The following is a 23,491-nucleotide window of genomic DNA, read 5'->3' on the forward strand; positions in this document are numbered from 1 at the left end:
ATAACCTAATACCCAGTTAATATCCTTTCCACCAGTTCTGTTACTGTCGGTATGTAGCCATTCTCATAAAATGGGTCTTGCTTAAATTTGTACACATTGTGTCCAGAAAACATAAGTTCATTTTCAACATTGCCGTCATGTACAATGTTTTGCAGTGTCTTTTGTATACAGAAACTCCGTGGATCTGGCTTTCGCCCTGTTGAATGGTCACCATGATCTTTCCAATTGCTAAACAGACAATGGCTCAAACATCCCATGCAATTAATTTGATCTTGTCTTATCTCCGCAAATTTGTCTGGTGTCACAAAAATAACAGTTGCATCTGGAGTTTTCATTACCTCTATATACCCTGCTTTAATCCATGCATTTGCTAGCTCTTTGTCTTTTGCAGTGAGGTAAATCTTTCTACCTCTGCTACCTATTGCAAATTCATTATTAAACTCTCCACTCGCACTTTCTGAAAATTTTATTTGACGTGAATTTCGTTCCTGTAGCTCATGTATGAAGCTATTTCTTACTGCAGATGAGTAAAATCCTGTCGGACTAAATTTGTTTAAAAATACGTCACCTTCTTCTAAAGTGAGTAATTTCTTTTTCCACTCCGTAGAAATCGGACTTTCTTTTGTTAAAAGTGGACGAGTGCCAAACTGAAAAGCTATTGGTCCAATTTGTAAATTGTCAAACCAATGTTCCCAATCCTTCAAATTCCACACTCCCCCCGCCATAACAATTGGCGTTTCAGAAAGACCGACTTCATTCATGAAAGATCTAAGCTCTGCAACTCTTTCAAATGGAGCCTGTGATAATTCTGGATCTTCACTATTACTGAGTCCATTGTGACCACCAGCAAGCCACGGATCCTCATATACTACTCCACCAAGTAAAAAAGAAGATATTTTTTGGTAAGCACGTTTCCACAACGCTTTAAAAGCGCGCGCCGATGAGATAATAGGGTAGTAATAAACTTGATATTTAGCTGCAATTTCTCCAAGCCTGTAAGGCATACCAGCACCGCAAGTGATGCCATGAACTAAGCCTTTTGCTTTTTCTAATATGCCATGAAGGACTTGCTCTGCTGCTCCCATTTCCCAAAGCACATTCATATGTATTCTTCCACGGCCTTTTGATATTTCATTCGCTATTTTTGCTTGACTAACTCCAGCCTCGATACTATACTCAATTAACTCCTTGTGTTTGTCATTTCTTGTTTTACCTTTATAAATTAGTGGCACTAACTCGCCGTTATTATCGATAAGTTTAGCATTTGCACCAGAAAATGTACCAACAGCATCTGCTGCAGCAAATGCTCCACTTGATCTTCCGTCACTAATTGCAATGCCTTTGCCACCTTCGATAATCGGCCACACTTCTTTTCCTGAAATCACTATCTTTTTTATCTTATTTTTCAAAATTTCCTCTTAATCTTTCACTCTATTTTACTTAATTACTAAAAAAATAATAGCTTTTCTTTTTTATACCTATGCATTCAGTTTTAAATAGGCATAGGAGATGCTATAAATATAGTTTTATAAGAAATTTGCTATATGATCATAGGTTTAACAGGTGGGATTGCAGTTGGAAAGAGCTTTGTAGCCAATTGCTTTAAAGAATTTGGTGCCGCTTTGTTTGATGCCGACTCTGTCGTGCACCAGCTTTATAAAGTAAACAAAAACATAATAAGTTACGCAGAAGAAAAATTTCCTGGAGTGATAGTAAATGGAAAAATAGATAGAACAGTATTATCTAAATATTTTTTAGCTTATGATGAAAATTGGAAGCAATTTCAGTCTTTAGTGCATTCCGCTGTGCGAAATGAATTAGAAATTTTTATTGCTCAGAAGAAAGAAAATGACGGAAAGTTTCTAGTTCTAGACATTCCACTCCTGCTGGAAACTAGATTCCGTTTATATTGCGATTTTATTGTCTTTATCCATGCAGATAGCGCTGTACAAGCTCAAAGGATCAGTGAGCGTAATATGGATAAAAAAAAGCTGGATCTAATGTCTAGTATTCAGCTACCTATTGAAGAAAAAAAGCAAATGAGCGACTTTATCATCGATACCAGTGCAAATGTTCTTTCTCAAGTGAAAGATATAATAAACTCGTTAGACCTCAACACGTGATACGGTTATTCTCCACAAGATTACTCCGAATTTTAGCTATACTATCAGCAGATTTTACCATTAAAATTTCAAACCTTGAGCCTGCATTCAAAAACGATTCTACTGATCTGCCGAAAAAATCATATCTCCATCCCTTGAATAGTTTATCTATCTGCCCAGATATTGAGCCAGCTAACTCATCTTTTGATGAAATTAACTTTCTTGATATGTTATTTTCCTTACATTTGCTCTCCAAAATAATCGAGAGTATATCAAATACAGATTTATCATAATTATCTGACAGAGTATAATTTTGCTGCACAAATTCCTTCTCATTCTCATTGAAAATATCTATAAATTCTAATAAATCTTCCTCTTTTATATTTTTTGTGTTTCTCTTAAGGTCATCTAAAATGTCATCAATATGTTCCACGTTTTTTTCAATTAAACCAGTTATTACGGCATTATTGACTACCTTATTACGATTTATATTGTAACGCTGTGCTAAGATCTCTTGCCACTCACTAACTGCTTTAACAGTTAACATCAACTTTGGATTTGCTTCATAATTAAATTTAATCCTCTTCCATGCATCTTTTGGATTATGCAAATACTTATTAACATCAACTATTGATTCCATCTCTTCTTGAAACCAGCCTATCCTATTATTTTCTTCAAGTTTATTGCACAATATTTGGTGTAGGTCATATAGGTGTATCACGTCATTTACTGCATAATCTAATTGATCCTCAGATAATGGCCGTTTTAACCAATCTGAATTTTTAGCTTTAATTTTATCCAGCGCTACCCCCTGATATTGCTCTACTACTTTTGAATAACCAATAAAGTCGTGATAATAATGACAAAACATAGCAGCAACTTGGGTATCAAAAATGGGAGTAGGAACACATTTAAGCACGGTGAGTAAGGATTCTATGTCTTGCCGACAACTATGAAAAACTTTGGTTATTTCTCGATTCAGCATTATTTTCTTAATAAGCGATAAGTCAATTCCCGGTACTAACACATCTACAATAAAACTCTTCTCTCCGTAAGAAATTTGAATTAGTGATAATCTAGGATAGTAGGTTAAATTGTTTCTAATGAACTCTGTGTCCACTGCTATAAATTTTGGATCTTTTGCCATCAATTCTTCACATGCATTCTCCAGCTCCGATGTCGTACTAATTAGCATATATTTTTCATTCAGTGGCTATATTTTACCACTTATATTGAATATTTACAATTGATTGAAATTGAGAACGCAACTGTATGATAACTAATCCTTCTGTAAATATACAGTTTTGCCAGACACAACGGTACGTATTACGCGCCCTTTCACTTTGCGTCCATCGAAAGGGGAATTTTTTGATTTACTAGCAAAGTTGTCAACTTTAATTTTCCATTCATGATCCAAATCAACTAAAATTAAGTCCGCTGCAAGGTTTTTCTGTATGCGGCCACGTGGCACATGTATGATATCTGCAGGCTTATATGTCAATTTTGCAAGCACATCAAGTAGAACCATTTGTCCACTGTGATATAGTTCAAGTGAAATGGGCAGCATTGTTTCAAGGCCAACAATACCAAATGCAGCATTTTCAAGTGGCAAATCTTTAGAACTAAGATCATGCGGAGCATGATCGGTTGCAATACAATCAATCACACCTGTCTTTAAACCTTCAATCATAGCTAAACGATCTTCCTCTGTACGAAGTGGCGGATTCATTTTTGCGATTGCTCCATGTTGCTTTACTATATCTTCAGTTAAAGTAAAGTGATGAGGAGTTACTTCACATGTAACATTTAACCCCAAATCTTTTGCTCGTTTAATAGCATCAAGTGAATCTTTTGAAGAGACATGCAAAATATGGTAGTGTACATTTTCTATGTCCTTCATTAGTAGTATATCACGAGTTACCATAACCGATTCTGATGCACTCAAGATTCCTTTTACTCCCAATTCTTCAGAAATCTTACCCTCATTAATTGCGCCACCAGCAGATAGATTTAAATCTTCTGCATGTTGAGCAATAGGAACATCAAGCATACTTGAATAAAGCAGTGCCTGTCTCATAATCATTGGATTCATAACTGGCATACCATCATCGGTGAACCCAACCGCACCTGCTTCCTTTAAAAGCGCCATTTCAGTTAATTTTTCTTTCGAAGTGGTAATTTTGGCGTAAAATTCAACATTCACATGTGAAGTTTCAAGTGCTCTATATTTCAAATATTTAGCCAAGACAACACTATCAATCGCTGGAACAGTGTTTGGCTGGCAAACTACAGTTGTAACGCCTCCTACAGCTGCAGATTTGCTACCCGTATGTATAGTTTCTTTATGCTCTTGACCTGGTTCACGAAAATGCACGTGAATGTCAATAAGTCCTGGCATTAGAACAAGCCCTTTACAGTCTATTGTTTCATCAACTCCACTTGTTGAAAGTAATGATTCGCTAAAATCAACAATTTTATCCCCTTCAGTTAACAATGAACCTTTTATATCAAATTTAGTTTCCGGGTCAATAATACGAGCATTGATATACGCAATTTTATAGCCTTCCTTTTGGCCTTTCTGCAATAAATTCCAAGATTGTGTCATTATATTTAAGTATCAATTACAAAATAAATCTAAAGTTTTTTTAGTAAAACACAACCAAATTAAAGTGATGTTACAATAACTAGCAATGAAGAATATTTAAATTAATACTCAAGCAGCTACTCTACAACTAAACTAAAGAATGACTAAGATCATTCCCGATTTGACTAACTTCAACATTATTAAGTGCGGTATTTGCGTTATAAGAACAGTAACATCCTACTGCAAGAAAAGTTAATGCAGCTACAGCAAGCGAAACACACATTGCTAAATGAACCATTGTTAAACTTGTACCAACAGCAAATGCTCCAGATAATACAAAAGAAACAGAAGCATAATTACCTTGCCTTTTACTGTAAGTTCTTGCTTTCAAGAATTTTTCACTTAGCTCTTCATTCTTGCTTTCAAATTGCTTCTGTAGACTCTTCTCTAGTACTTCACTTTTGTTTTCAATTTCTTGCAGCTTTGTCTTTAAGTCGTTATTTTCATTTTCGCGTTGCATTATTTGATCAGCGAACGATTGTCTTGCATCATCCAGCTGCCCTTCCAACTGATCATTTTGTGTAGTCAATTGAGCTACCCGACCATTTAGCGTATCAGCAACCTGTGTTAATCGGGTTACTTCATCAGTTTTATCAGTTTGACCTTACCCAGAAAAAGTAGACAGAAAGTTAAGACGTTTTTGCTATGAGAATGATGAATCAAAAAGCTCAGGAATGCAATAGTTAATAGTAGAATGTCTACGCTGTTTATTATAAAAAATTTCTATATATTCAAATATTGCGGTTTTAGCTTGTTGTGCAGAGTGTTGTGAAGTATCAATGAGTAACTCTCTCTTAAGTGAACTAAAAAAGCTCTCTGAAACAGCATTATCATAACAACAACCTTTGTGACTCATACTAGAAGTAATATTTTTTGTACTTAGTAAAAATTGATAATTTTTAGAGGTGTATTGCGATCCTTGATCGCTATGAAATAGTAGATTTTTAGCAGATTTGCGCCTACCAATAGCCATGAATAACGCATCTATAACTAATTGCCTATTTACTGCATTACTCATTGACCAGCCAATCACCATGCGTGAATATAAATCTATTATTGCTGCCAAATATAACCATCCTTCATTAGTTTTTATGTACGTAATATCAGTTACCCATATCTTGTTAGGTTGATCAGCGATGAAATTCTGATTTAATATGTTAGGAGTTATAACTCTATTGTCTATTTGTGGTTTTTTACTTTTAAACTTTCGTCTAAGCTTAGCTTGAATGCCATTTTTCTGCATAACATTTTGCACTGTTTTGATGTTATAATTTTTACCTAAAGCCTTTAATTCAGCGTGAATTTTAGGAGCTCCGTATCTGCATTGTGATGCTCGATATACCTTCTGAATATCTTGTATGAGCTCTTCTCTTATTGATTTTTTGTTGTTTTTTTCCTTAGTAATCCATTTATAATAACCACAAGCAGATACGTTCAAAAATCTGCATAATTCCCGTATTTTATAGCAGTTTTCATGTTCTTTTATAAAAGAATATTTTACTCTTTTTGGTTTGCAAAATATCCCAGGGCTTTTTTTAAAATGTCTCTTTCCCTCGTTACTCTTGCCAGCTCTTTCTTTAAATAAAACTTTTCTTTGTCACAATGAGCTACTTTCCCTTTTCCTGGAAACGCATCTACTCCAGACATTCTATCATTGTATGTTTTTACCCATCTGCTTAATGAATCACCGCTAATACCCAAATCTCTTGCTATTTTTGCTGATGATTGACCTGTTTCTTTTACTAGTCTTATAGCTTCAATTTTGAATTCTGCTGTATATTCTTTTCTTTTTGTCATACCACACCTCTTTGAAAAAACGTTTTATTTTACTTCAAAAACGTCTTAACTTTCTGTCTACTTTTTCTGGGTAAGGTCAGTTAGACCTTGCTTTGCATCATCCAGCTGCCCTTCCAATTGATTGTTTTGTATAGTCATTTGATCTACTTGATCTTTTAGCTTTCCAATCTCTTTTTTCTTCTTTTCAAGCTGAGCTCTTGCTTCATTAGATTCTTTGCTAAGTTGCATGACTTTACTAGTTTCTTCAGCTAGTTTTTGCTCTGATTCTACAAGTTGAACTTCTGTTTGCTCACATTTCCCTTCAAGCTCCCTTGCTTGACTAGACAAATTACTATTTTCCTGTTCAAGTTGAGCTTTTACTTCCCTTAGCCCTCTCTCACTCTCTCTGAATTGAGCTTTAGCATCCCTCAGCTCTTTTTCTGCAAATTCTACCTTTTCTTCTAGCTTAGTTTTTGCTTCCTCAAGTTTCTCCAGTCGATTAGCCAGATTACTATTCTTTCTTTCTAATTCAGCATTTGTTTCCTTAAGTTCCTTTATAGTATCATTAAGCTTGGTTACTGTTCTAGTTTGTTCATCCAGCTCTGCTTTCTTTTCTGCAAGCTGATCTTTTGTCCCTTTAAATTCTGCAGTAAGTTTATCTATTTGATCATTGAGTTGATTAGTCTCCTGTTGTTCTTGTGTTAATTTTCCTTTTTCATCATCTAGCTCTTTAGTTTTTCCAACCAAACTTTGTTGTATACTCTTTAACCTTCCCTCTAATTGAGTTTTGTCATTAGTAGGCTTAGCTACTTCTTGTTCTAGTAGTTTAATTTTCTCTTCTAATTTTGGAGCATATTGAATTGGTATCTCAGAAAGCTTAATGTCTTTATTTTCTTCCTCAACTTTTTTAAAGAACTCCTTATCATTCACATCGACATATGACAAAACTGCATGGTAAAATAGGCCAAAAATATAAGCAATATGACGATACTTAGATGGATTGTTATCTGATTTAAAATTTTCCTGCTCTACTTCCCGAACAAGGTTATAATAGATATTAATTCTATGATAGTGCAGTTCTAAGTACTCCAGAGTTTTACCTGTTTCTAATTTTAATGATTTACCTACATGTTTATAGTGCATACCAGCATTACCATGTGGCAAACATGGTACCGGATCTGATTGACAAGCTACTCTAATAGTCTTATTTCCAAGACACTGATTGTAAACTTCAGCGGCACCATTGTAGAAAACTCTTGGAGAGCCAAAAGTTGCAACATGAACATCTTCGGCATCTTCTGTTTTATTAAGACATAAAGCAGCGATATTAGCAAGAGCACCTCCCATGCTATGACCTGTAACATTAATTTTCAAATCTTTGATTGCTAATCCTTTATCATTAGCATGCCCTTTTAATATCTTATGCACACTGGGCCAAGAGCGTTTGAATAAAGAGTAAAAACCAGAGTGTACACGATGATCTTCAGGTAAAAATGACAATTTAGCTAAAGATGCACGAAGATCTTCCTTTACATCATTTAAATCACGAGTACCATGGTAAGCTATAGTTACTTCCTGACCTTTAATAAAAACATAACCAGCATCTCGATTATATGAATTGCTACTCATTAAAGCATAACCGACATCTTGTTGCTCTAATTTATAGTCAGTATCCGAGCAATATTTGTCTTCAATGAGTTCATTGTCGTAAAATTTTATAATTTGATAACCTTCTTCTTCAAATTGCCTTTTAGTTTTGTACTCATCTTGCTTTAATTTTCTGTCCACATTACCGTAGGAAATCTTGCTAAAAGTACACATTTCTTGTAATTTTTCTTTATTAAATCCTGCAATTTGCCCTTTTATCAGATCAGCAAGGTCAAAAGCATCCTTTAATCCAGCACCTTTAAAATCTTCTATCTTCTTCCATGCTTTAATTAGGTCAGAAGTTCCTAGCCCATTAAGGTCAAAACTTTGAGCTTCTAATTCGTTCTTAAATGGTTCTAGCGCTTCAATTGCGCATTCTTTTATTTCATTACCACCAATATGTACAATACTATCGCTAATAGAATCCATACTTTGACCATGAGTAATACTTGGCATATTTTTTACCTACTATTTCATTTTATCAGGCTTAAGACTCTTATTTGTGACAACCACCGTATTTGCAATCTTATCATGCCAAGTTTGGCAACGTTTGTCGAAGCTTGCCCATATGAAACCTAAGAATAGTGGTGCAGTTGACAATATAAAGGAAAAAAACCTCTTTATTGCTTGTTTTAGAGTCAATTTTTCAAAAGTTTGTGCATTTACAACTCTGAGTCCAAGTAATAACTTTCCAGGTGTAGCGCCAAATCTTATCCACATATATGCTACATAACTAAAAAGCATAATAAATTGAACTATCTGATTTAGAACTAGTAACTTGATTAGCTTACTCTGCATTGCTGTTTCCTCTGCAGATAGTGGTACCTGCATTTGATATTTTGCAGCAATTTGGCCTAATATTTTACTGCTCTCTGAGCTCATGAAGAGTTGATTTAAGGTCTGACCGCAAAACTGCAAAAATAAAACGATGATGATTAAATCAAGCAGCACTGACAAATAGCGTCTAAGTCCCGTTACATAGCATATTCCATTATCATCCTTTTTCACTTTTTGAATAGCATTTATAGAAGAAAGAATGGAAAATAAACGATTAAAAATTTTATGTAACATATATGCATTTTCCAATGTTTGAGTGCCCCTGGCCGGACTTGAACCAGCATGCTTTTGCAAGCAACAGATTTTGAGTCTGCCGTGTCTACCATTCCACCACAGGGGCCTACTTTAATGCTATAAGCAACACAAGATTAGTCAAATTTTTTATCTTTTAAGTAAGGACTGAATATTCTACAATAATCAATCATTACTCTGAAAACTTAAAATGAATGAATTAGCTAATCTTATTGATTCAAGAGAAGAAATATGTAAATTGCCACACAATTTAGAAGCAGAGCAAATGCTCATTGGTGCAATGATTCGTGATAATAGAATTTGTGATGCAGTTGAAGATATAATTGCAGCAGACAATTTCTATGATCCACTACATCAAAGCATTTTTACCCAGATATCTAAAACCAGAAAACACGGCATAGTTGCCAATGAACTAAGCCTTAAGATGTTTTTTGAAAATGATAAAGCATTTGCCGAATGTGGTGGAGTTGAGTACCTAGCAAAACTTGCAGCAAAGGCAAGCATTGCGCTTGATATCTATAGCTTGACCAGAATAATCCGTGATACTTATTTAAGGAGATGCTTAATCAAGCTCGGGCAGGAGATAGTTGACGATAGTTACAACTACAACATTGAAAATCCTGCACAGGTACAAATTGAGCAGGCAATGACAAAGTTGTTCAACTTAGTAGTAAAAAAGCAAGGTGATAAGACATATATAAAGCTTGCAAGTTCAATTAAAGATGTGGTTGAGAAGATCAGCAAGCTGAAGAATAACCCAGAGGCTCTAGGTATTACAACCGGACTTCAAGACCTAAACCAGCTCCTTGGTGGTTTGCAGAAATCTGATCTGTTAATTATAGCTGCAAGGCCCTCAATGGGAAAGACAGCATTGGCGCTGAACATCGCACTTAATGCTTGTAAGATTTTGCAAAAAAGAACAGATAAACAACACTACGTAGCGTTTTTCTCACTTGAAATGTCAGCAGAGCAATTGACTGCAAGATTGATTACTATAGATTCAGGCATTGGTTATTATAAGGCACTGACTGGGAGAATTAGTGATTTTGAATTACACGAATTCATTAATGCTAGTACAGATCTATCCGAATTACCTTTCATCATAGATGACACTCCTGCATTATCAATTAGTGCTCTTCGTACCAGAATACGTCTTCTCTATCAACTATATAATGTAGAGGTGGTCTTTATCGATTATCTGCAGTTAATTCGAGGAACAACAAAAAGGAGTAGTGAAAATAGAGTGCAAGAAATCTCAGAAGTGACGCAGGGTTTAAAAGCAATTGCAAAGGAACTAAATATTCCCATTGTTGCACTATCACAGCTCTCTCGTTCTGTTGAGCAAAGGGATGATAAAAAACCACAACTTTCTGATTTACGTGATTCAGGAAGCATAGAGCAGGATGCGGATATAGTAATGTTCCTCTATAGAGAAGAATATTATGAATTAAGAAAGCAACCAAATGAAGGAAGTAATAAACATCGAGAGTGGCAAGAGAAAATGGAGAAAATTAGAAATATTGCAGAGCTGATCATTGCAAAACAAAGAAACGGGCCAATTGGCAGTGTGAAGCTACATTTTGACTCCAATAGAGGTGCATTTAAAGATTATACAGAAAGATATAGTCTGTAGCGGTTTTGAGTAATTCTGGAAGTGTTTAACAAACCATACGTGCCAAATTAAGAAGCTATCGTGAAACATAGCAATATTTAAGATTGGCATTTTATTTGTTACATTTATTTTTTTAGGAAATTCTTATCTAGGATAAGATAATTTTTTAGAAAGATCTATAAATTACTAACTTTATTACTTAATATATAAAATAGTTTTTTCCTATTTCCTTTCTTCCTTACGCCACTTTTTCTTAACTTGATGCGTATGGTTTATTTAACACTTCCGATATACAACTAAAAAATAGCAAATTCTCTATAACTTGAATATAATTTTAGCTTTACCTAAACAGAAAGATGAATTACTTAATGGATTTTGTTTTAATATCTCTTTCCTTGCCACTTTTTATTACTGAGAATTATTTGTTAATTGCTGCGTTGATTCCACTTTTAAGTGCATTAGCTATTTCTTTTACTAGTAAATGGCCCAGATTGAACAATAGCATTACTGTTGTTTCTTCTATGCTTCTATTTGCGTATACATCTCTATGCACTTTATATTTGGTGTATGGTGATCATTCTCAATTTATTCTCATGGACTTTGGTAATAATTTGCATATTAGTTTAAAGTTAGAGTCTAGTGGAGCAATATTCAGTTTATTAATATCATTTTTGTGGGTACTAACCAGTATGTATGCAATATGTTATATGCGAAATAACTATGCTGATAGTAACTACTCGAGTTTTCTATGCTTTTTTTCAATAGCGATTAGCTGTGCAATGTTTATTGCTTTTTCTGGAGATTTGCTCACTACATTTGTCTTTTACGAGCTTCTAACTATTAGTACATACCCTCTGATTACTTACAACTCAACAAATGAATCAGTAATTGCAGGACGCTATTACTTTGGTTTACTATTTTTCTCTTCTTTAGTGTTATTTTTTCCTGCAATAGGCCTCTTATATAATGAATTCCATACTTTAGACTTTGTAAGAGGTGGAATATTCAAGTTTGATACTTCGTTCATAACTTTTATTGCAGTGTGTTTTGCTATGCTGATTTATGGAATAGGAAAAGCTGCATTAATGCCAATGCATTTTTGGTTGCCAAAAGCAATGGTTGCACCAACTCCTGTAAGCGCACTACTACATGCTGTTGCTGTTGTGAAATCAGGAGTGTTCATCATCATCAAAGTTATATTATACACTTTTGGCATCGATAATATGCAACGTTTTGCACAGCAAAGTTGGTTTGCTGGAGGATGGCTTCCGTACGCTGCTGGATTTACTATTATTACTGCATCGTTAATTGCATTAAAGCAAAAGGAATTAAAGAAATTGCTTGCTTATTCTACCATCTCTCAGTTGTCATATATTATATTGTTTGCTTCAATTTTTAGTGAATTCAGCATGAGGGTTGCAATTTTTCAATTAGTTTGCCACGCATTTGCAAAAATCACTTTGTTTTTCACTGCTGGAGCAATAATAACGAAAACAGGTGAGAAATACATAGATAGAATTCACGGTATAGGACGTAGTATGCCAATTAGTATGATAGCATTTACTATAGGTGCATTGTCCATGATAGGGGTACCACCTGCTCCGACTTTTTGGAGCAAATTTTTCATTTTTCAAGCTGTTTTTAACTCTAGTAATGTAACACTTTCTGTATTTGTAGCTCTGGTGTTAATTGTCAGTACTATACTCAACGCTCTATACTTCTTACCGATAATTTACAATGCCTTTTTCTTAAAACCTTCTAGAAATTATTTTATTAAAAAGACACCAATGCTTCTAATTTTACCTCCAGTTGTTACTGCTGTATGCACTTTAGTTATTTTTTTAGCTACCAAGTAATTTTTTAAATGTAATCACCTGTATTTATAGCCGTTAACAATAAATTTAAATGGTATTATACCAGTTAGAGTTGCTTTCATGTTTGATAAAGTAAATCTAACCTCCACAGCATAGTCTTTCATTTTCTTATTTTGCTCAGCTGCAAAAACTACAGTGGCATTTCCAGCAAATGTAACTAAGTCCTTGATCGATCGGTCAATAGATAGTGTTGTTACGTTTGTGTTGGTAATTTTTCTTGTGGATGAAACAGCTTCATTGTTTACTTTTTCCTGAAAGTCTTGATAGATTTTATATATAGAATTGTTTTTTATAAAATTTTCTTGATACTTTGGCTCAACAGTCCGAGAGGACTCATATGTTTCAATATATTTACTTATTAAATACCTTGCTATGGAAATGTACTCATCTTCTTTTTTACTAAAACTAAGTTTATGTATTGCAGAGAACTCATCTTCTGTGTGGTTCATATACTTCACAAAATTTAAATCTTTTTTAACAGGAAGTAATAGGTATATGTTTAGTAGTGATAAAAATAAACATACTAAGAGAAGTAACGCTATTAACGCCATCCAAGATCTTTCTACAACGCAGAACAGGTATCTGTGGCAATACCATTCAACTGCTTTCCTGAAGTAACTTTTGTTTTTTACTGATTCAAGTAATTTATCTTCCATAATACAAACCCAATTATATAATATACTGGATACTCTAAAAAACTTTAAAATATGTCTAAATTTTCCAAAATAGGATGAATTATTATATCACCTTGTTCTGCAATAAGGTGAAATTTATCAATTTTGCTCACATCTAAATTTATCATTTTTACACTGAAGCTTTCAGGATCATAAGTATTACTTTCTGCACTTTTGTGATAATTATAGTAGTGTAATTTATTTTGATCATCAAAATAACCAAATTCATCAGCAAGAGTTCCCACTTTTTTGCCTTTACCGTCTCTGACTAGCTCAAATAGATCAATTACATGGTTTTCAGATCCAGGCTCAATAGATCCTTCTACAGCAAAAAATTTAGGTGCATGACCAACATACTCCTTAAGTTTTAGATTATTAGTCTTTTTTATACTACCAAAATCCATGAGTTTATATTCATCTGAAAGACCAGAATATTGTGGATCATACTTTTTATATTCAAAAAACTCATTACCTAAAAAATTACAAAACGTTAATTTACAATCATCGTGATTGGATTTAACAACTTTAAAGTAATGAAAATCTCTAGGGATCTTTACTTCCTCTTTTGTAATATGATTACGTACAACAAGTTCATCATTAATCATATGATAGCCAATTCTTGGCAAAGTAGCTATATTGATTGCCTTGTTTAGCTTAAAATTTGCCTCATAGATGCCACTTGATAGCTCCTTCCCTTTTTCTAAAGTGACGTCTTGATCTAAAGATGTATTCTTGATTAAACTCAATTCTTTCTGCATGTTCAGTATAGTGTTTGTTAAAACTTCTATTGATTGCCATACAGTTAATTTATTATCATTCAAGTTATATACTTTCAGTATTAAATTAGCAGAATTTTATCATAAATTTATGTTAAAAGTATTACATTTTTGTGTCATGATGTTAACTACATTAGCTAAAACATGCTTTTTATCTAAGCGAAATTGCTTTGCAGCAACGAAAAGTTCATCTATTTCTTTCCATTGACTTAGTAGAATTTCAACATTATTTACTTCTTTCTTTATACTTTCTAAAATGGAGGTTTGAATTATATGTGATGCTAGTTCTAGCTCAATCTCACTATTAATTATTTTATTAACTATATCAGAATTATTTAGATTACGGAAAAATGTATAAAAATGCTTATGTGACTCATAAGCACCACTGTTTATTGCATTTATTATTACTCCCGGAGTTCCAGGAAACAAAGTAATGATCTCACTAAATATTTTATCGTCGAATTTACACTGAGATGAAACAACCTGCTTTGTTTCATCGTAAGTTAATGGAAGTAAATTCAGCTGAAAACACCTACACCGGATGGTGGTTTGTACATCATATGGCTTATGGCTAATTACAAATATTTTAGAATTTTGTGGCGGCTCCTCTAATATTTTTAATATTGCATTTTTAGCATTATTAGTCATTGACTCTAAGCTATCTATTATAGCTATTTTATATTCTGATTGAATGGGGCTTAAGTGCAAAAAGTTTTTCATTTCTCTCACCTTTTCCACTCCTATTGTATCACCTTCAACAATGTGTAAGTCTAATGCTACTTCATCGTAATTTTTTATAAGAAACCAATTAGAAAAGGATTTTGCGAATGTTGCTTTTCCTATACCTTTTTTACCACAGATCAGCCAAGATTGAACAGACAAGTTGTTCATTATCTTTTTTTTTGCTTGGTTGTGGCCTATCACCTTTTTCATTCTTTCTCCTATAGATCTTAGTTTGAAAATTCGTTATTTATTGTTTGTAATGAAATTTTACCTTTTCTTAAAACCTTAATCTTGTCTCCAGTTAAGTCAATAATAGTAGATTCTATACCAGAAACTAATTCATCATCTTCAATTACTGCAGATAAGTGTTGCTTAATAGACTGAGGTATATCTCTTGCTTTGCATATACTTTTTTCTCCTGAAATGTTAATACTAGTTGCAACTACTGGAGTTTTCAGTTCATTTAATATTGAAATCGCAATAGGATGATCAGGAATTCTTATGCCTATACTATCTTTAAAGAACTCATTTGGTAATATACTGTTATCTTGAAGTGGTAAAATATAGGTCATTGGTCCAGGAGAAAAATAGTTTATTAAATCGATATACTCTTCCTTTACCTTTGCTATATTTATCAAACTATCAATATTACTAACAAATACAGAGAGCGGCTTGTTTTGAGAACGCTTTTTTATTCGATATATTTTTTCTATAGATTCGTTACCTAGCGCATTACAAGAAAGAGCATATACTGTCTCTGTTGGAAAGCATGCTAACAAATTATTTTTTATTGCATTTATTACTTCAAATACCATATAGCTAAAACTTATGTCTACAATAGCTCTGGGTTTACCGTTATCTCCCTATATGGTAGCAATTAAGATACCGAAATGGCTAGCACGCATCTGTTGTATACTTACAGTAAATTTTATTAGCAACTGCTCGTTTTGACTGCTAGTACAACATTGCATAATTCTATTATGGCTATTTTGATCAAAATTTGCAAGACTTTTTATGCGAAATACTATGTATAAGTGGTTGTGGTTGATTTCAATTTGATGAATTAACATTCTAATAATATTTTGCTTAGTCTGCCAATCTACTTGATCAAGCTTTGATTCAACACTTGAGGAAAAGTTTTTCAAGCTATCTGTAACAAGGCTCAATTCTTGTTGTAACTTCTTTTGATCGAGTGTTCTTTCTTTCTCTTCTTCAATTTCTTTCAAATGTTGTTTCATTGTTGTAATTCTTGGCTCAAATTCTTCTTGGCTTATAAACCCTTTGGCATAGCTATCAATAAATTTTTTGATACTTAATCTTAACTTACTTTCTTGCTTTTCACGTGTTTGATTATGTAAAGGTTTTTTGTTCTCTGACAATCTACGTTGATATTCATTTGCAATCCTATCTGGCTCTTTTAATATACTCTTAACTTCCTCCCATACGACTGTATCGAGTACATCAGTGCGTATTGATTTATTATCGCAGATTTTATTGCCATTAAATTTGCTAGAGTTTGTACCAGAGCAACGATAGTAATAATATGTCGACTTTTTATGAACGTGGTTTGTACCACAATAAGTATATTGACAACGTTGGCATACCATTAAACCTTGTAATAAATATGTTTCTCTTCTTTGCCGTACTCTTGCTCTTTGTCTATTTTCAGCTAATTGTGTTTGCACTGAATCAAATAAATTTTCATTGATTATTTGTAGGGTCGAGAACTGGCGCGCCTTCTTTAGGGTTTAGTGGCTATTCCGTCGTTTTCACTGTGGGCCTCAATCCAAATTCCCATGTTAACGTTTCCAGCTCCCGCCTCGTCAAACGCAGCATGCGGTTTTCCCGCACTACGCTTTCCTAGCAAGTTCTTTACCAAAGTTTATCACATATTGTGTTGGTGATGCTTTCGGTCTGTAATACCTTATTCTGTAATCTGAATATAGATCCAGCGTTTTGTATATCCATTCGCTACTGACCTTACCCAGAAAAAGTAGACAGAAAGTTAAGACGTTTTTGCTATGAGAATGATGAATCAAAAAGCTCAGGAATGCAATAGTTAATAGTAGAATGTCTACGCTGTTTATTATAAAAAATTTCTATATATTCAAATATTGCGGTTTTAGCTTGTTGTGCAGAGTGTTGTGAAGTATCAATGAGTAACTCTCTCTTAAGTGAACTAAAAAAGCTCTCTGAAACAGCATTATCATAACAACAACCTTTGTGACTCATACTAGAAGTAATATTTTTTGTACTTAGTAAAAATTGATAATTTTTAGAGGTGTATTGCGATCCTTGATCGCTATGAAATAGTAGATTTTTAGCAGATTTGCGCCTACCAATAGCCATGAATAACGCATCTATAACTAATTGCCTATTTACTGCATTACTCATTGACCAGCCAATCACCATGCGTGAATATAAATCTATTATTGCTGCCAAATATAACCATCCTTCATTAGTTTTTATGTACGTAATATCAGTTACCCATATCTTGTTAGGTTGATCAGCGATGAAATTCTGATTTAATATGTTAGGAGTTATAACTCTATTGTCTATTTGTGGTTTTTTACTTTTAAACTTTCGTCTAAGCTTAGCTTGAATGCCATTTTTCTGCATAACATTTTGCACTGTTTTGATGTTATAATTTTTACCTAAAGCCTTTAATTCAGCGTGAATTTTAGGAGCTCCGTATCTGCATTGTGATGCTCGATATACCTTCTGAATATCTTGTATGAGCTCTTCTCTTATTGATTTTTTGTTGTTTTTTTCCTTAGTAATCCATTTATAATAACCACAAGCAGATACGTTCAAAAATCTGCATAATTCCCGTATTTTATAGCAGTTTTCATGTTCTTTTATAAAAGAATATTTTACTCTTTTTGGTTTGCAAAATATCCCAGGGCTTTTTTTAAAATGTCTCTTTCCCTCGTTACTCTTGCCAGCTCTTTCTTTAAATAAAACTTTTCTTTGTCACAATGAGCTACTTTCCCTTTTCCTGGAAACGCATCTACTCCAGACATTCTATCATTGTATGTTTTTACCCATCTGCTTAATGAATCACCGCTAATACCCAAATCTCTTGCTATTTTTGCTGATGATTGACCTGTTTCTTTTACTAGTCTTATAGCTTCAATTTTGAATTCTGCTGTATATTCTTTTCTTTTTGTCATACCACACCTCTTTGAAAAAACGTTTTATTTTACTTCAAAAACGTCTTAACTTTCTGTCTACTTTTTCTGGGTAAGGTCATATAGAAGGTATGCAGAATATAGAGCTTACAGAACCGATAGAAGACATCGTCGTGCAAGATAATGAATGCGTTACTTTAAATAATTTAAGTGTTAGGTAAAAATTGGTGATACTTCCTCCAAATGCTTCAAAGCAAGAGCAAATACTTACAGACATAATTAATTATTCTTTTGATGCAAATTCTCTACGGGGATTTAAATTTAACCCACAGACTGAAATGTTGCCGTGGCTAGTAGCGGAATACGGTTTGGGAGAAATTTTATCCTGGGGTAAGAAAGCTACTAAGAGTGCATTAAAAGAATGGGTCTCAGCTAAGCAAAACGGAATAAGATTTCAACGTTTGCGCGGTACACCACAGTCACTGAAGATGGCGCTGAAGTGGGCAAACATTGATAATATTACCATTCAAGAAGAACCACCAGGAGAGCATTTTGCTGAATTTCAAATTGGCATCTCTGATGTTCCTAATGACTTTTTTGTCGATAGTGTAATTGCTCTGGCAAAACTTTCTGCACCGGCAAGATCTCGATTAATGCGAATATTCAATGACTATTACAATGCTCAGCGATTTATGTTAGATGAAAGTATTTTTGGAGATCTTCTTTCAGACTACTCAGGTGTAAAAATAGCAAAAGAAGGACCAGTATTATCGTTTGGAAGAAAAAACTCATTTGAGCTGAAAATGGGAAATCCAAGATTTAAATTTGGCACTTTTAGATCACATTATGATAGAAGTTACAGTAATGATTTATATAGGTTAGATGTTGCAATATTAGGAGAGAAAGAGCCTCACACGAAGAATTACAACGGTATATATGAAAGAAATCATGAGTGGTACAACTTAAAAGCACTATATCCTCTACCACAGAGTTTATTGCCAGAAATTAAATTTGCTAAAGCGTTGGTAGTATTGTCAGATAGTTGGAACTTAGGGGATATAAATGCTTGTTTTGCATCAACTACTTATGAAGAAATAGAGCATACACTTCACTTAAGTGAAGATAAACTTTCTGAGCAGATTTGGAATTTTCAACGTACACCAATTTTAGAGCGATTTAGTATAACTTATTACTATGAAGCGAAGAATTTTACTGATCAAAAAATAATAGAGTCTAATTTAGTGGAATATCACGTTGATTGTAAAAATGATTCAGATTCAAAACAGAAAGATCCCATTCATGAGCTAGAAAATTACGTAGCAGCATTCTATCTAGGTATGGTTACTTGGCATGAACATCGCCACTTAAATCGCCCTTGGAAAGATTTTGATCCTATTATTGCAAAAAAATTGGACGTTTTTTCTACGGATCTTGTATATACATAATATCAACTGCACAATCAACTATGTCAGTACTCACACAATCAGGCAGAGCAGCTATTGCTGCGAGCATAAAAGAGCAACCGATACATCTTGCTTGGGGATCTGGAGATTCTACCTGGGAAAGCAGCTACAAAGTTGAAAAAACTTTTGCAGCAGGCGGCAAGATAAGTTTAGATCACCACACTATTAAAGATGTAAAAGTTTATACAGGGCAAACAATTTATCAGTCAAGCATAGATTATATAGTTGATAGTAGCTCAGGCACTATTGAGCGTGTAGAAAATGGTGCAATTATAGCAGATAGCGTAATCACTATAGAGTACACTCAAGACACACCACCGGAACTAATTACTTCTGCAACATTAATTAAGGAAGTTGGACGTCGTGTTGTTGATGAGATACTCTTTTGTACTGGTGATGATGATGGAGAGCTTCTAACTCCCACAGGTAGGTTTAAACCCTCTAATGTACCAACTAATAATCTCTATCTTAAATTTACTTTCGATTTCACGGACGCAGCAAATCAAGTAATAAGGGAGCTCGGGGTTATGGTTGGTACAAAGGTAAAGGAAAAAGTGTCATCTGGGCAGAGATATTTTGAGCCAAAAGACGTGGAAAATCCTGGAATTTTGTTAGTTTTAGAACACACCGTGCCACTTATCAGAACATCTGCAACTCGGGAAACTTTTTCATTTGTTGTAACTTTTTGAAACAAAATGACCTTAAATAGTTATTATAACCGCTTTAATCCTGACAAAGAATATGAGAAAAGCTTATTTCTTGCAGGAAGAGGTTTGCAATCTGCAGAATTAAACGAGACTCAGGAGTATGCTCTTTCTAAGCTTAAAGACATAGGTGATGCAATATTTCGTGATGGTGATGTTATAACAGGAAGCAATTGTATTATAGATAGAGAAACTGGTAAAGTTACGCTTGAATCAGGAAAAATCTATCTTCGTGGAGCAGTTAGAAAAGTCGAAAAAGAAGAATTTATTATTCCACTGAGTACCACAGTTCGTATAGGTGTTTTTTTCACCCTATCTACTATTACAGAACTTGAGGATGAGGATCTTCGTGATCCTGCTGTTGGTACAAGAAATTATCAAGAAGTAGGGGCTGCAAGGCTTAAAGTTTCCACCATTTGGGGATACCAAATAGAAAGTGTTACTGTTAACTCTACAAATGGCGAATTTTACCCAATTTACCATATTGAAAATGGAGTATTGATAGAACATTCACCGCCACCACAAGCAAATATAGTAACTACTGCTCTTGCTCGTTATGACAAAGAAGCAAATGGTTCCTACGTCGTAAATGGTCTTGAAGTAATGTTCCTGCAAAAGGAAGAGGGAGAAGGAGGAAAAAAAATATTTGTGATTAATGAGGGCAAAGCTCATGTTGATGGCTATGAAATTGAGTTACCTCACAGTATTCGTGTTTCTTTTGATGAAGATCCGGATATAAAATCAGTTGAATCAGAACCACATACTTTTCAGCCAAATAGCCAAAGGGTAATGGAACTGAAGGTTAATGATTTTCCAATAAGTGAAATCAAAAAAGTAGATATAACTGTTCAAAAAACTATTACCATTACTCACGGTTCATACTCAGGAGCTGTTGATCCAATACCTGACTCTGCGGTACTTGAGATTATTCAAATTAAACAAGGCAATGTTATTTATGAAAATAGTACAGATTACAAACTAAACGCAGGAAACGTTGATTGGTCATTACCCGGCAAAGAGCTAGCTCCTGGAAGTAGTTATCAAATAACTTACCGCTGTCGTACTCATGTAAGCCCTGAAGATATAAGTGAACAGGGATGCAAAGTAAAAGGTGCAGTTGATAACAGCTTGGTTCTGATTGATTACACCTGGAAAATGCCACGCTATGATTTAATTACTATCGATAGCAAAGGAGTGGTAAGAAGAATAAAAGGCATAGCTCACCCTTGGAGACCGTCAATGCCTAAAGCACCCTCTGGACAACTTTTGCTCTGCTACATTCACCAAACATGGAAAAACGGAGAAGGGGTGAAAATAGTGAATAATGCTATTCATGCTGTACCAATGAATGAGCTTGAAGCAATGAAAAGGGGAATAAATGATCTTATGCTACTTATTGCAGAGGAACGTCTACGCAGTGATGCAAATTCAAGAGAACCTACTACCAAAAAAGGAGTATTTGTTGACTTTCCATAAGATGGTACAAGCCTCCACCTTCTAGGTGGAGAAACTTTAGTTTGTCAATGTCATAACTGTACTTTATAAAGTATAGTTATGACGGAATATGACAAAGGAAAACACACTGTATTTTATCATAGGTACCATATAGTCTGGATTACAAAATATCGGTACAGAGTATTAACTAAGGCTATGAAGGAGAGAATACGAACAATCATAGCAGAAGTATCTGAAGAAATGGGGATTAAGATAGAAAACGGAGTAATATCATCAGATCATTTACATTTATTCGTAGTAATACCTCCTCATATAGCTGTGAGTGATTTTGTTCAAAGAGCCAAAGGCAGGTCTTCACGCAAAATTCAACAAGAATTTCCAGAGCTAAATAAAATCTTACTATTACCCACAAATATAAAGTTCGTGAGCAAGTCGCCATCCTTCTGCTAGATCAAAGAGACGTCTCCATCCTTTCCAAATAGTAATGGGTCCTGGTTCTAGATCATTTTTTCTAGCCAAATGTCCTCCAAGTTGAGCAACCCATGAAACAGCTTCTTTTATAGTAGGAGTTGCATTTGAACATGGTTTTCTATGTATTTTTACATATAGAACTTTCCATTCTTCTTCGGCTAATAAGGTAGTACACGGTAATGTTGGATCAGTTCTTGCAATTGTTGTAATAAAGAAAATTCTCCAAGCAATAATACTCATTACTGTTAAATATCGCATCAACCTTTCTGCTGTTCCAAGCCTACATTCTTCAACTTTGAGACCAGATTTTAAAATTTTATGTAATATTTCTATTTTCCATCTAAGACAATACCACCTAACTTTTTCAACAGCTTCATCAAAGGTATTGACTGGAAGATTTGTTAAAAGCATCCACTCTAGCGGACTTGTTTCAGAAGGAAAGTCTTTTTCAACAACGTAAACTGCATAGTGTGGTAATTTAAGTAATTCTTCTTTCTTATGCCTAATACTATTCTTAGATGGATGCATAATAAACTTTCCGAATCTAACTTCCAAATGTGCTGTTCTTTTTGGCTTATTATCTTTTGCAGGAACTTCAACTTTTACCGTACCTGCACAATGAGAGGATTTAATAAATTCCCATAACTTCTGCTCACCTTTTTCAGGATATCGAGATTTTCTATTTACTGCCCTATCTTTGGAAGCTCTAACTAACACTGCCGAATTAAGATTATGTGCAAGCTCAAAAAACTCATATATATCTGCTTCTCTATCGCATATAGTTATAGTCTCAGTTTGAGTTGAATCAATAATGTTGTTTGTGTTGCTTAAAGTTTCTAACCATTTTATACTCTCTTTATCTTCAATGCGGATACTGTCATTGTTCTTTTTTTTTATGTTTTCAGATTCTTCAGGTCTTGAATAAATTTTTTGATCTAGTATCCCTAGTACCAAACCTTCTATACTAACAGCTAGAGCTGTATGCATTATAATACCTTGACTATGTTTTCTTGTAATAACTCCCAATCCACTTGTTTTTTCATGGTCTGTGTATGAAATATAACTTGTATCTTGGATCACAAAAATTTTTTTATGGGCTTTTGTTCTTTCAACTGTTTTAGCAACGTGTGAAGCTAGAATATCGCCTTCTTTCACGTTCTCATTTTGAAAAAAACGATATGCTGCTTTTGCTTCTGACCAACTTCCACACGCCTGATTGATTGAGCTTTCAGGTAAACTTGTAAAACTATCAGCAATATTTACTAATCGGTCAGTTAACCTTTTATCTCCAAGTACAGCATCTCCAAATTCATTTTCAGCCCATTCATTATTCCTGTTTGCCATTTTTTA

General features: G+C 34.1%; 22 protein-coding genes, 1 tRNA gene and 1 pseudogene. 7 read left to right on the forward strand and 17 right to left on the reverse strand.

Features of this window, described 5'->3' with window-relative positions; all coding sequences use genetic code 11:
• Positions 1-5 precede the first annotated feature (5 nt).
• Positions 6-1,409 carry an NAD(P)H-dependent flavin oxidoreductase gene (locus ABWU33_RS04075; RefSeq protein ID WP_250120360.1) on the reverse strand — a complete coding sequence of 468 codons (1,404 nt, stop codon included), beginning with the start codon at positions 1,407-1,409 and terminating at the stop codon, positions 6-8.
• A gap of 135 nt (positions 1,410-1,544) precedes the next feature.
• Here ABWU33_RS04075 and coaE point away from each other — a divergent pair, with 135 nt between their 5' ends.
• Entirely contained in the window at positions 1,545-2,123 is a 579-nt protein-coding gene (gene coaE, locus ABWU33_RS04080) for a dephospho-CoA kinase (RefSeq protein ID WP_353280341.1), read from the forward strand.
• On the opposite strand, the gene ABWU33_RS04085 is transcribed toward coaE, so the two are convergent.
• From ABWU33_RS04085 to ABWU33_RS04120, 8 genes are all read right to left on the reverse strand, one after another.
• On the reverse strand, positions 2,113-3,297 hold the full coding sequence (locus ABWU33_RS04085; RefSeq protein ID WP_211908325.1) for a ribonuclease D: 1,185 nt from the start codon (positions 3,295-3,297) through the stop codon (positions 2,113-2,115). The two genes, coaE and ABWU33_RS04085, sit on opposite strands and share 11 nt — an antisense overlap.
• 84 nt (positions 3,298-3,381) lie before the next feature.
• A complete protein-coding gene (locus ABWU33_RS04090) occupies positions 3,382-4,707 on the reverse strand; it encodes a dihydroorotase (protein ID WP_211908323.1) in 1,326 nt (441 codons plus the stop codon).
• Positions 4,708-4,834: 127 nt separating this feature from the next.
• A complete protein-coding gene (locus ABWU33_RS04095) occupies positions 4,835-5,275 on the reverse strand; it encodes a hypothetical protein (protein ID WP_410542178.1) in 441 nt (146 codons plus the stop codon).
• Positions 5,276-5,389: 114 nt separating this feature from the next.
• On the reverse strand, positions 5,390-6,268 hold the full coding sequence (locus ABWU33_RS04100; RefSeq protein ID WP_353273672.1) for an IS3 family transposase: 879 nt from the start codon (positions 6,266-6,268) through the stop codon (positions 5,390-5,392).
• The gene (locus ABWU33_RS04105; protein WP_353280344.1) at positions 6,244-6,543 is read right to left on the reverse strand and encodes a transposase; all 300 of its coding nucleotides are present in this window, start codon (positions 6,541-6,543) and stop codon (positions 6,244-6,246) included. Before ABWU33_RS04105 ends, ABWU33_RS04100 begins: the two co-directional genes overlap by 25 nt.
• A gap of 57 nt (positions 6,544-6,600) precedes the next feature.
• Positions 6,601-8,625: a lipase family protein gene (locus ABWU33_RS04110; protein ID WP_353280346.1), complete on the reverse strand. Its 2,025-nt coding sequence runs from the start codon at positions 8,623-8,625 to the stop codon at positions 6,601-6,603.
• Positions 8,626-8,637: 12 nt separating this feature from the next.
• Positions 8,638-9,240, reverse strand: a complete 603-nt coding sequence (locus ABWU33_RS04115; RefSeq protein ID WP_211908320.1) for an RDD family protein — start codon at positions 9,238-9,240, stop codon at positions 8,638-8,640.
• 23 nt (positions 9,241-9,263) lie between these two features.
• A tRNA-Leu gene (locus tag ABWU33_RS04120) sits at positions 9,264-9,346 on the reverse strand.
• 102 nt (positions 9,347-9,448) lie between these two features.
• Here ABWU33_RS04120 and ABWU33_RS04125 point away from each other — a divergent pair.
• Both ABWU33_RS04125 and ABWU33_RS04130 read left to right on the forward strand, forming a co-directional pair.
• Positions 9,449-10,891, forward strand: a complete 1,443-nt coding sequence (locus ABWU33_RS04125) for a replicative DNA helicase (RefSeq protein WP_211908318.1) — start codon at positions 9,449-9,451, stop codon at positions 10,889-10,891.
• A gap of 335 nt (positions 10,892-11,226) precedes the next feature.
• Positions 11,227-12,726, forward strand: a complete 1,500-nt coding sequence (locus ABWU33_RS04130) for a proton-conducting transporter membrane subunit (protein ID WP_410542179.1) — start codon at positions 11,227-11,229, stop codon at positions 12,724-12,726.
• A gap of 14 nt (positions 12,727-12,740) precedes the next feature.
• Here ABWU33_RS04130 and ABWU33_RS04135 read toward each other — a convergent pair whose 3' ends face one another.
• From ABWU33_RS04135 to ABWU33_RS04165, 7 genes are all read right to left on the reverse strand, one after another.
• Positions 12,741-13,400, reverse strand: coding sequence for a VirB8/TrbF family protein (locus ABWU33_RS04135; RefSeq protein ID WP_211908314.1), 660 nt, complete (start codon positions 13,398-13,400; stop codon positions 12,741-12,743).
• A gap of 44 nt (positions 13,401-13,444) precedes the next feature.
• Positions 13,445-14,239, reverse strand: coding sequence for a hypothetical protein (locus tag ABWU33_RS04140; protein WP_010407430.1), 795 nt, complete (start codon positions 14,237-14,239; stop codon positions 13,445-13,447).
• A 36-nt stretch (positions 14,240-14,275) separates the two neighbouring features.
• Positions 14,276-15,127, reverse strand: a complete 852-nt coding sequence (locus tag ABWU33_RS04145) for a DNA polymerase III subunit delta' (RefSeq protein ID WP_211908312.1) — start codon at positions 15,125-15,127, stop codon at positions 14,276-14,278.
• A 17-nt stretch (positions 15,128-15,144) separates the two neighbouring features.
• Positions 15,145-15,732: an L-threonylcarbamoyladenylate synthase gene (locus ABWU33_RS04150; protein ID WP_006013379.1), complete on the reverse strand. Its 588-nt coding sequence runs from the start codon at positions 15,730-15,732 to the stop codon at positions 15,145-15,147.
• Positions 15,733-15,780: 48 nt separating this feature from the next.
• The gene (locus tag ABWU33_RS04155; RefSeq protein ID WP_353280349.1) at positions 15,781-16,602 is read right to left on the reverse strand and encodes a zinc ribbon domain-containing protein; all 822 of its coding nucleotides are present in this window, start codon (positions 16,600-16,602) and stop codon (positions 15,781-15,783) included.
• Positions 16,603-16,936: 334 nt separating this feature from the next.
• Positions 16,937-17,815: an IS3 family transposase gene (locus ABWU33_RS04160; RefSeq protein ID WP_353273672.1), complete on the reverse strand. Its 879-nt coding sequence runs from the start codon at positions 17,813-17,815 to the stop codon at positions 16,937-16,939.
• Entirely contained in the window at positions 17,791-18,090 is a 300-nt protein-coding gene (locus ABWU33_RS04165) for a transposase (RefSeq protein ID WP_353280344.1), read from the reverse strand. The genes ABWU33_RS04160 and ABWU33_RS04165 overlap by 25 nt, the downstream gene beginning before the upstream one ends.
• Positions 18,091-18,275: 185 nt before the next feature.
• On the opposite strand from ABWU33_RS04165, the gene ABWU33_RS04170 reads away from it, so the two are divergent.
• The 4 genes and pseudogenes from ABWU33_RS04170 (at position 18,276) to tnpA (ending at position 22,120) form a co-directional block, all read left to right on the forward strand.
• Entirely contained in the window at positions 18,276-19,493 is a 1,218-nt protein-coding gene (locus ABWU33_RS04170) for a phage tail protein (protein WP_353281064.1), read from the forward strand.
• Positions 19,494-19,513: 20 nt separating this feature from the next.
• Positions 19,514-20,200: a hypothetical protein gene (locus ABWU33_RS04175; protein WP_264378050.1), complete on the forward strand. Its 687-nt coding sequence runs from the start codon at positions 19,514-19,516 to the stop codon at positions 20,198-20,200.
• Between the two features lie 6 nt (positions 20,201-20,206).
• A pseudogene (locus ABWU33_RS04180) lies at positions 20,207-21,682 on the forward strand (DUF4815 domain-containing protein); the annotation flags it as partial.
• Positions 21,683-21,769: 87 nt separating this feature from the next.
• The gene (gene tnpA, locus ABWU33_RS04185) at positions 21,770-22,120 is read left to right on the forward strand and encodes an IS200/IS605 family transposase (protein WP_353280351.1); all 351 of its coding nucleotides are present in this window, start codon (positions 21,770-21,772) and stop codon (positions 22,118-22,120) included.
• On the opposite strand, the gene ABWU33_RS04190 is transcribed toward tnpA, so the two are convergent.
• Entirely contained in the window at positions 22,073-23,485 is a 1,413-nt protein-coding gene (locus ABWU33_RS04190) for an IS4-like element ISWosp2 family transposase (protein ID WP_264686125.1), read from the reverse strand. The two genes, tnpA and ABWU33_RS04190, sit on opposite strands and share 48 nt — an antisense overlap.
• Between the last annotated feature and the right edge of the window lie 6 nt (positions 23,486-23,491).

The sequence above is a fragment of the Wolbachia endosymbiont (group B) of Cyclophora punctaria genome, assembly GCF_964028235.1.
Taxonomy (GTDB): domain Bacteria; phylum Pseudomonadota; class Alphaproteobacteria; order Rickettsiales; family Anaplasmataceae; genus Wolbachia.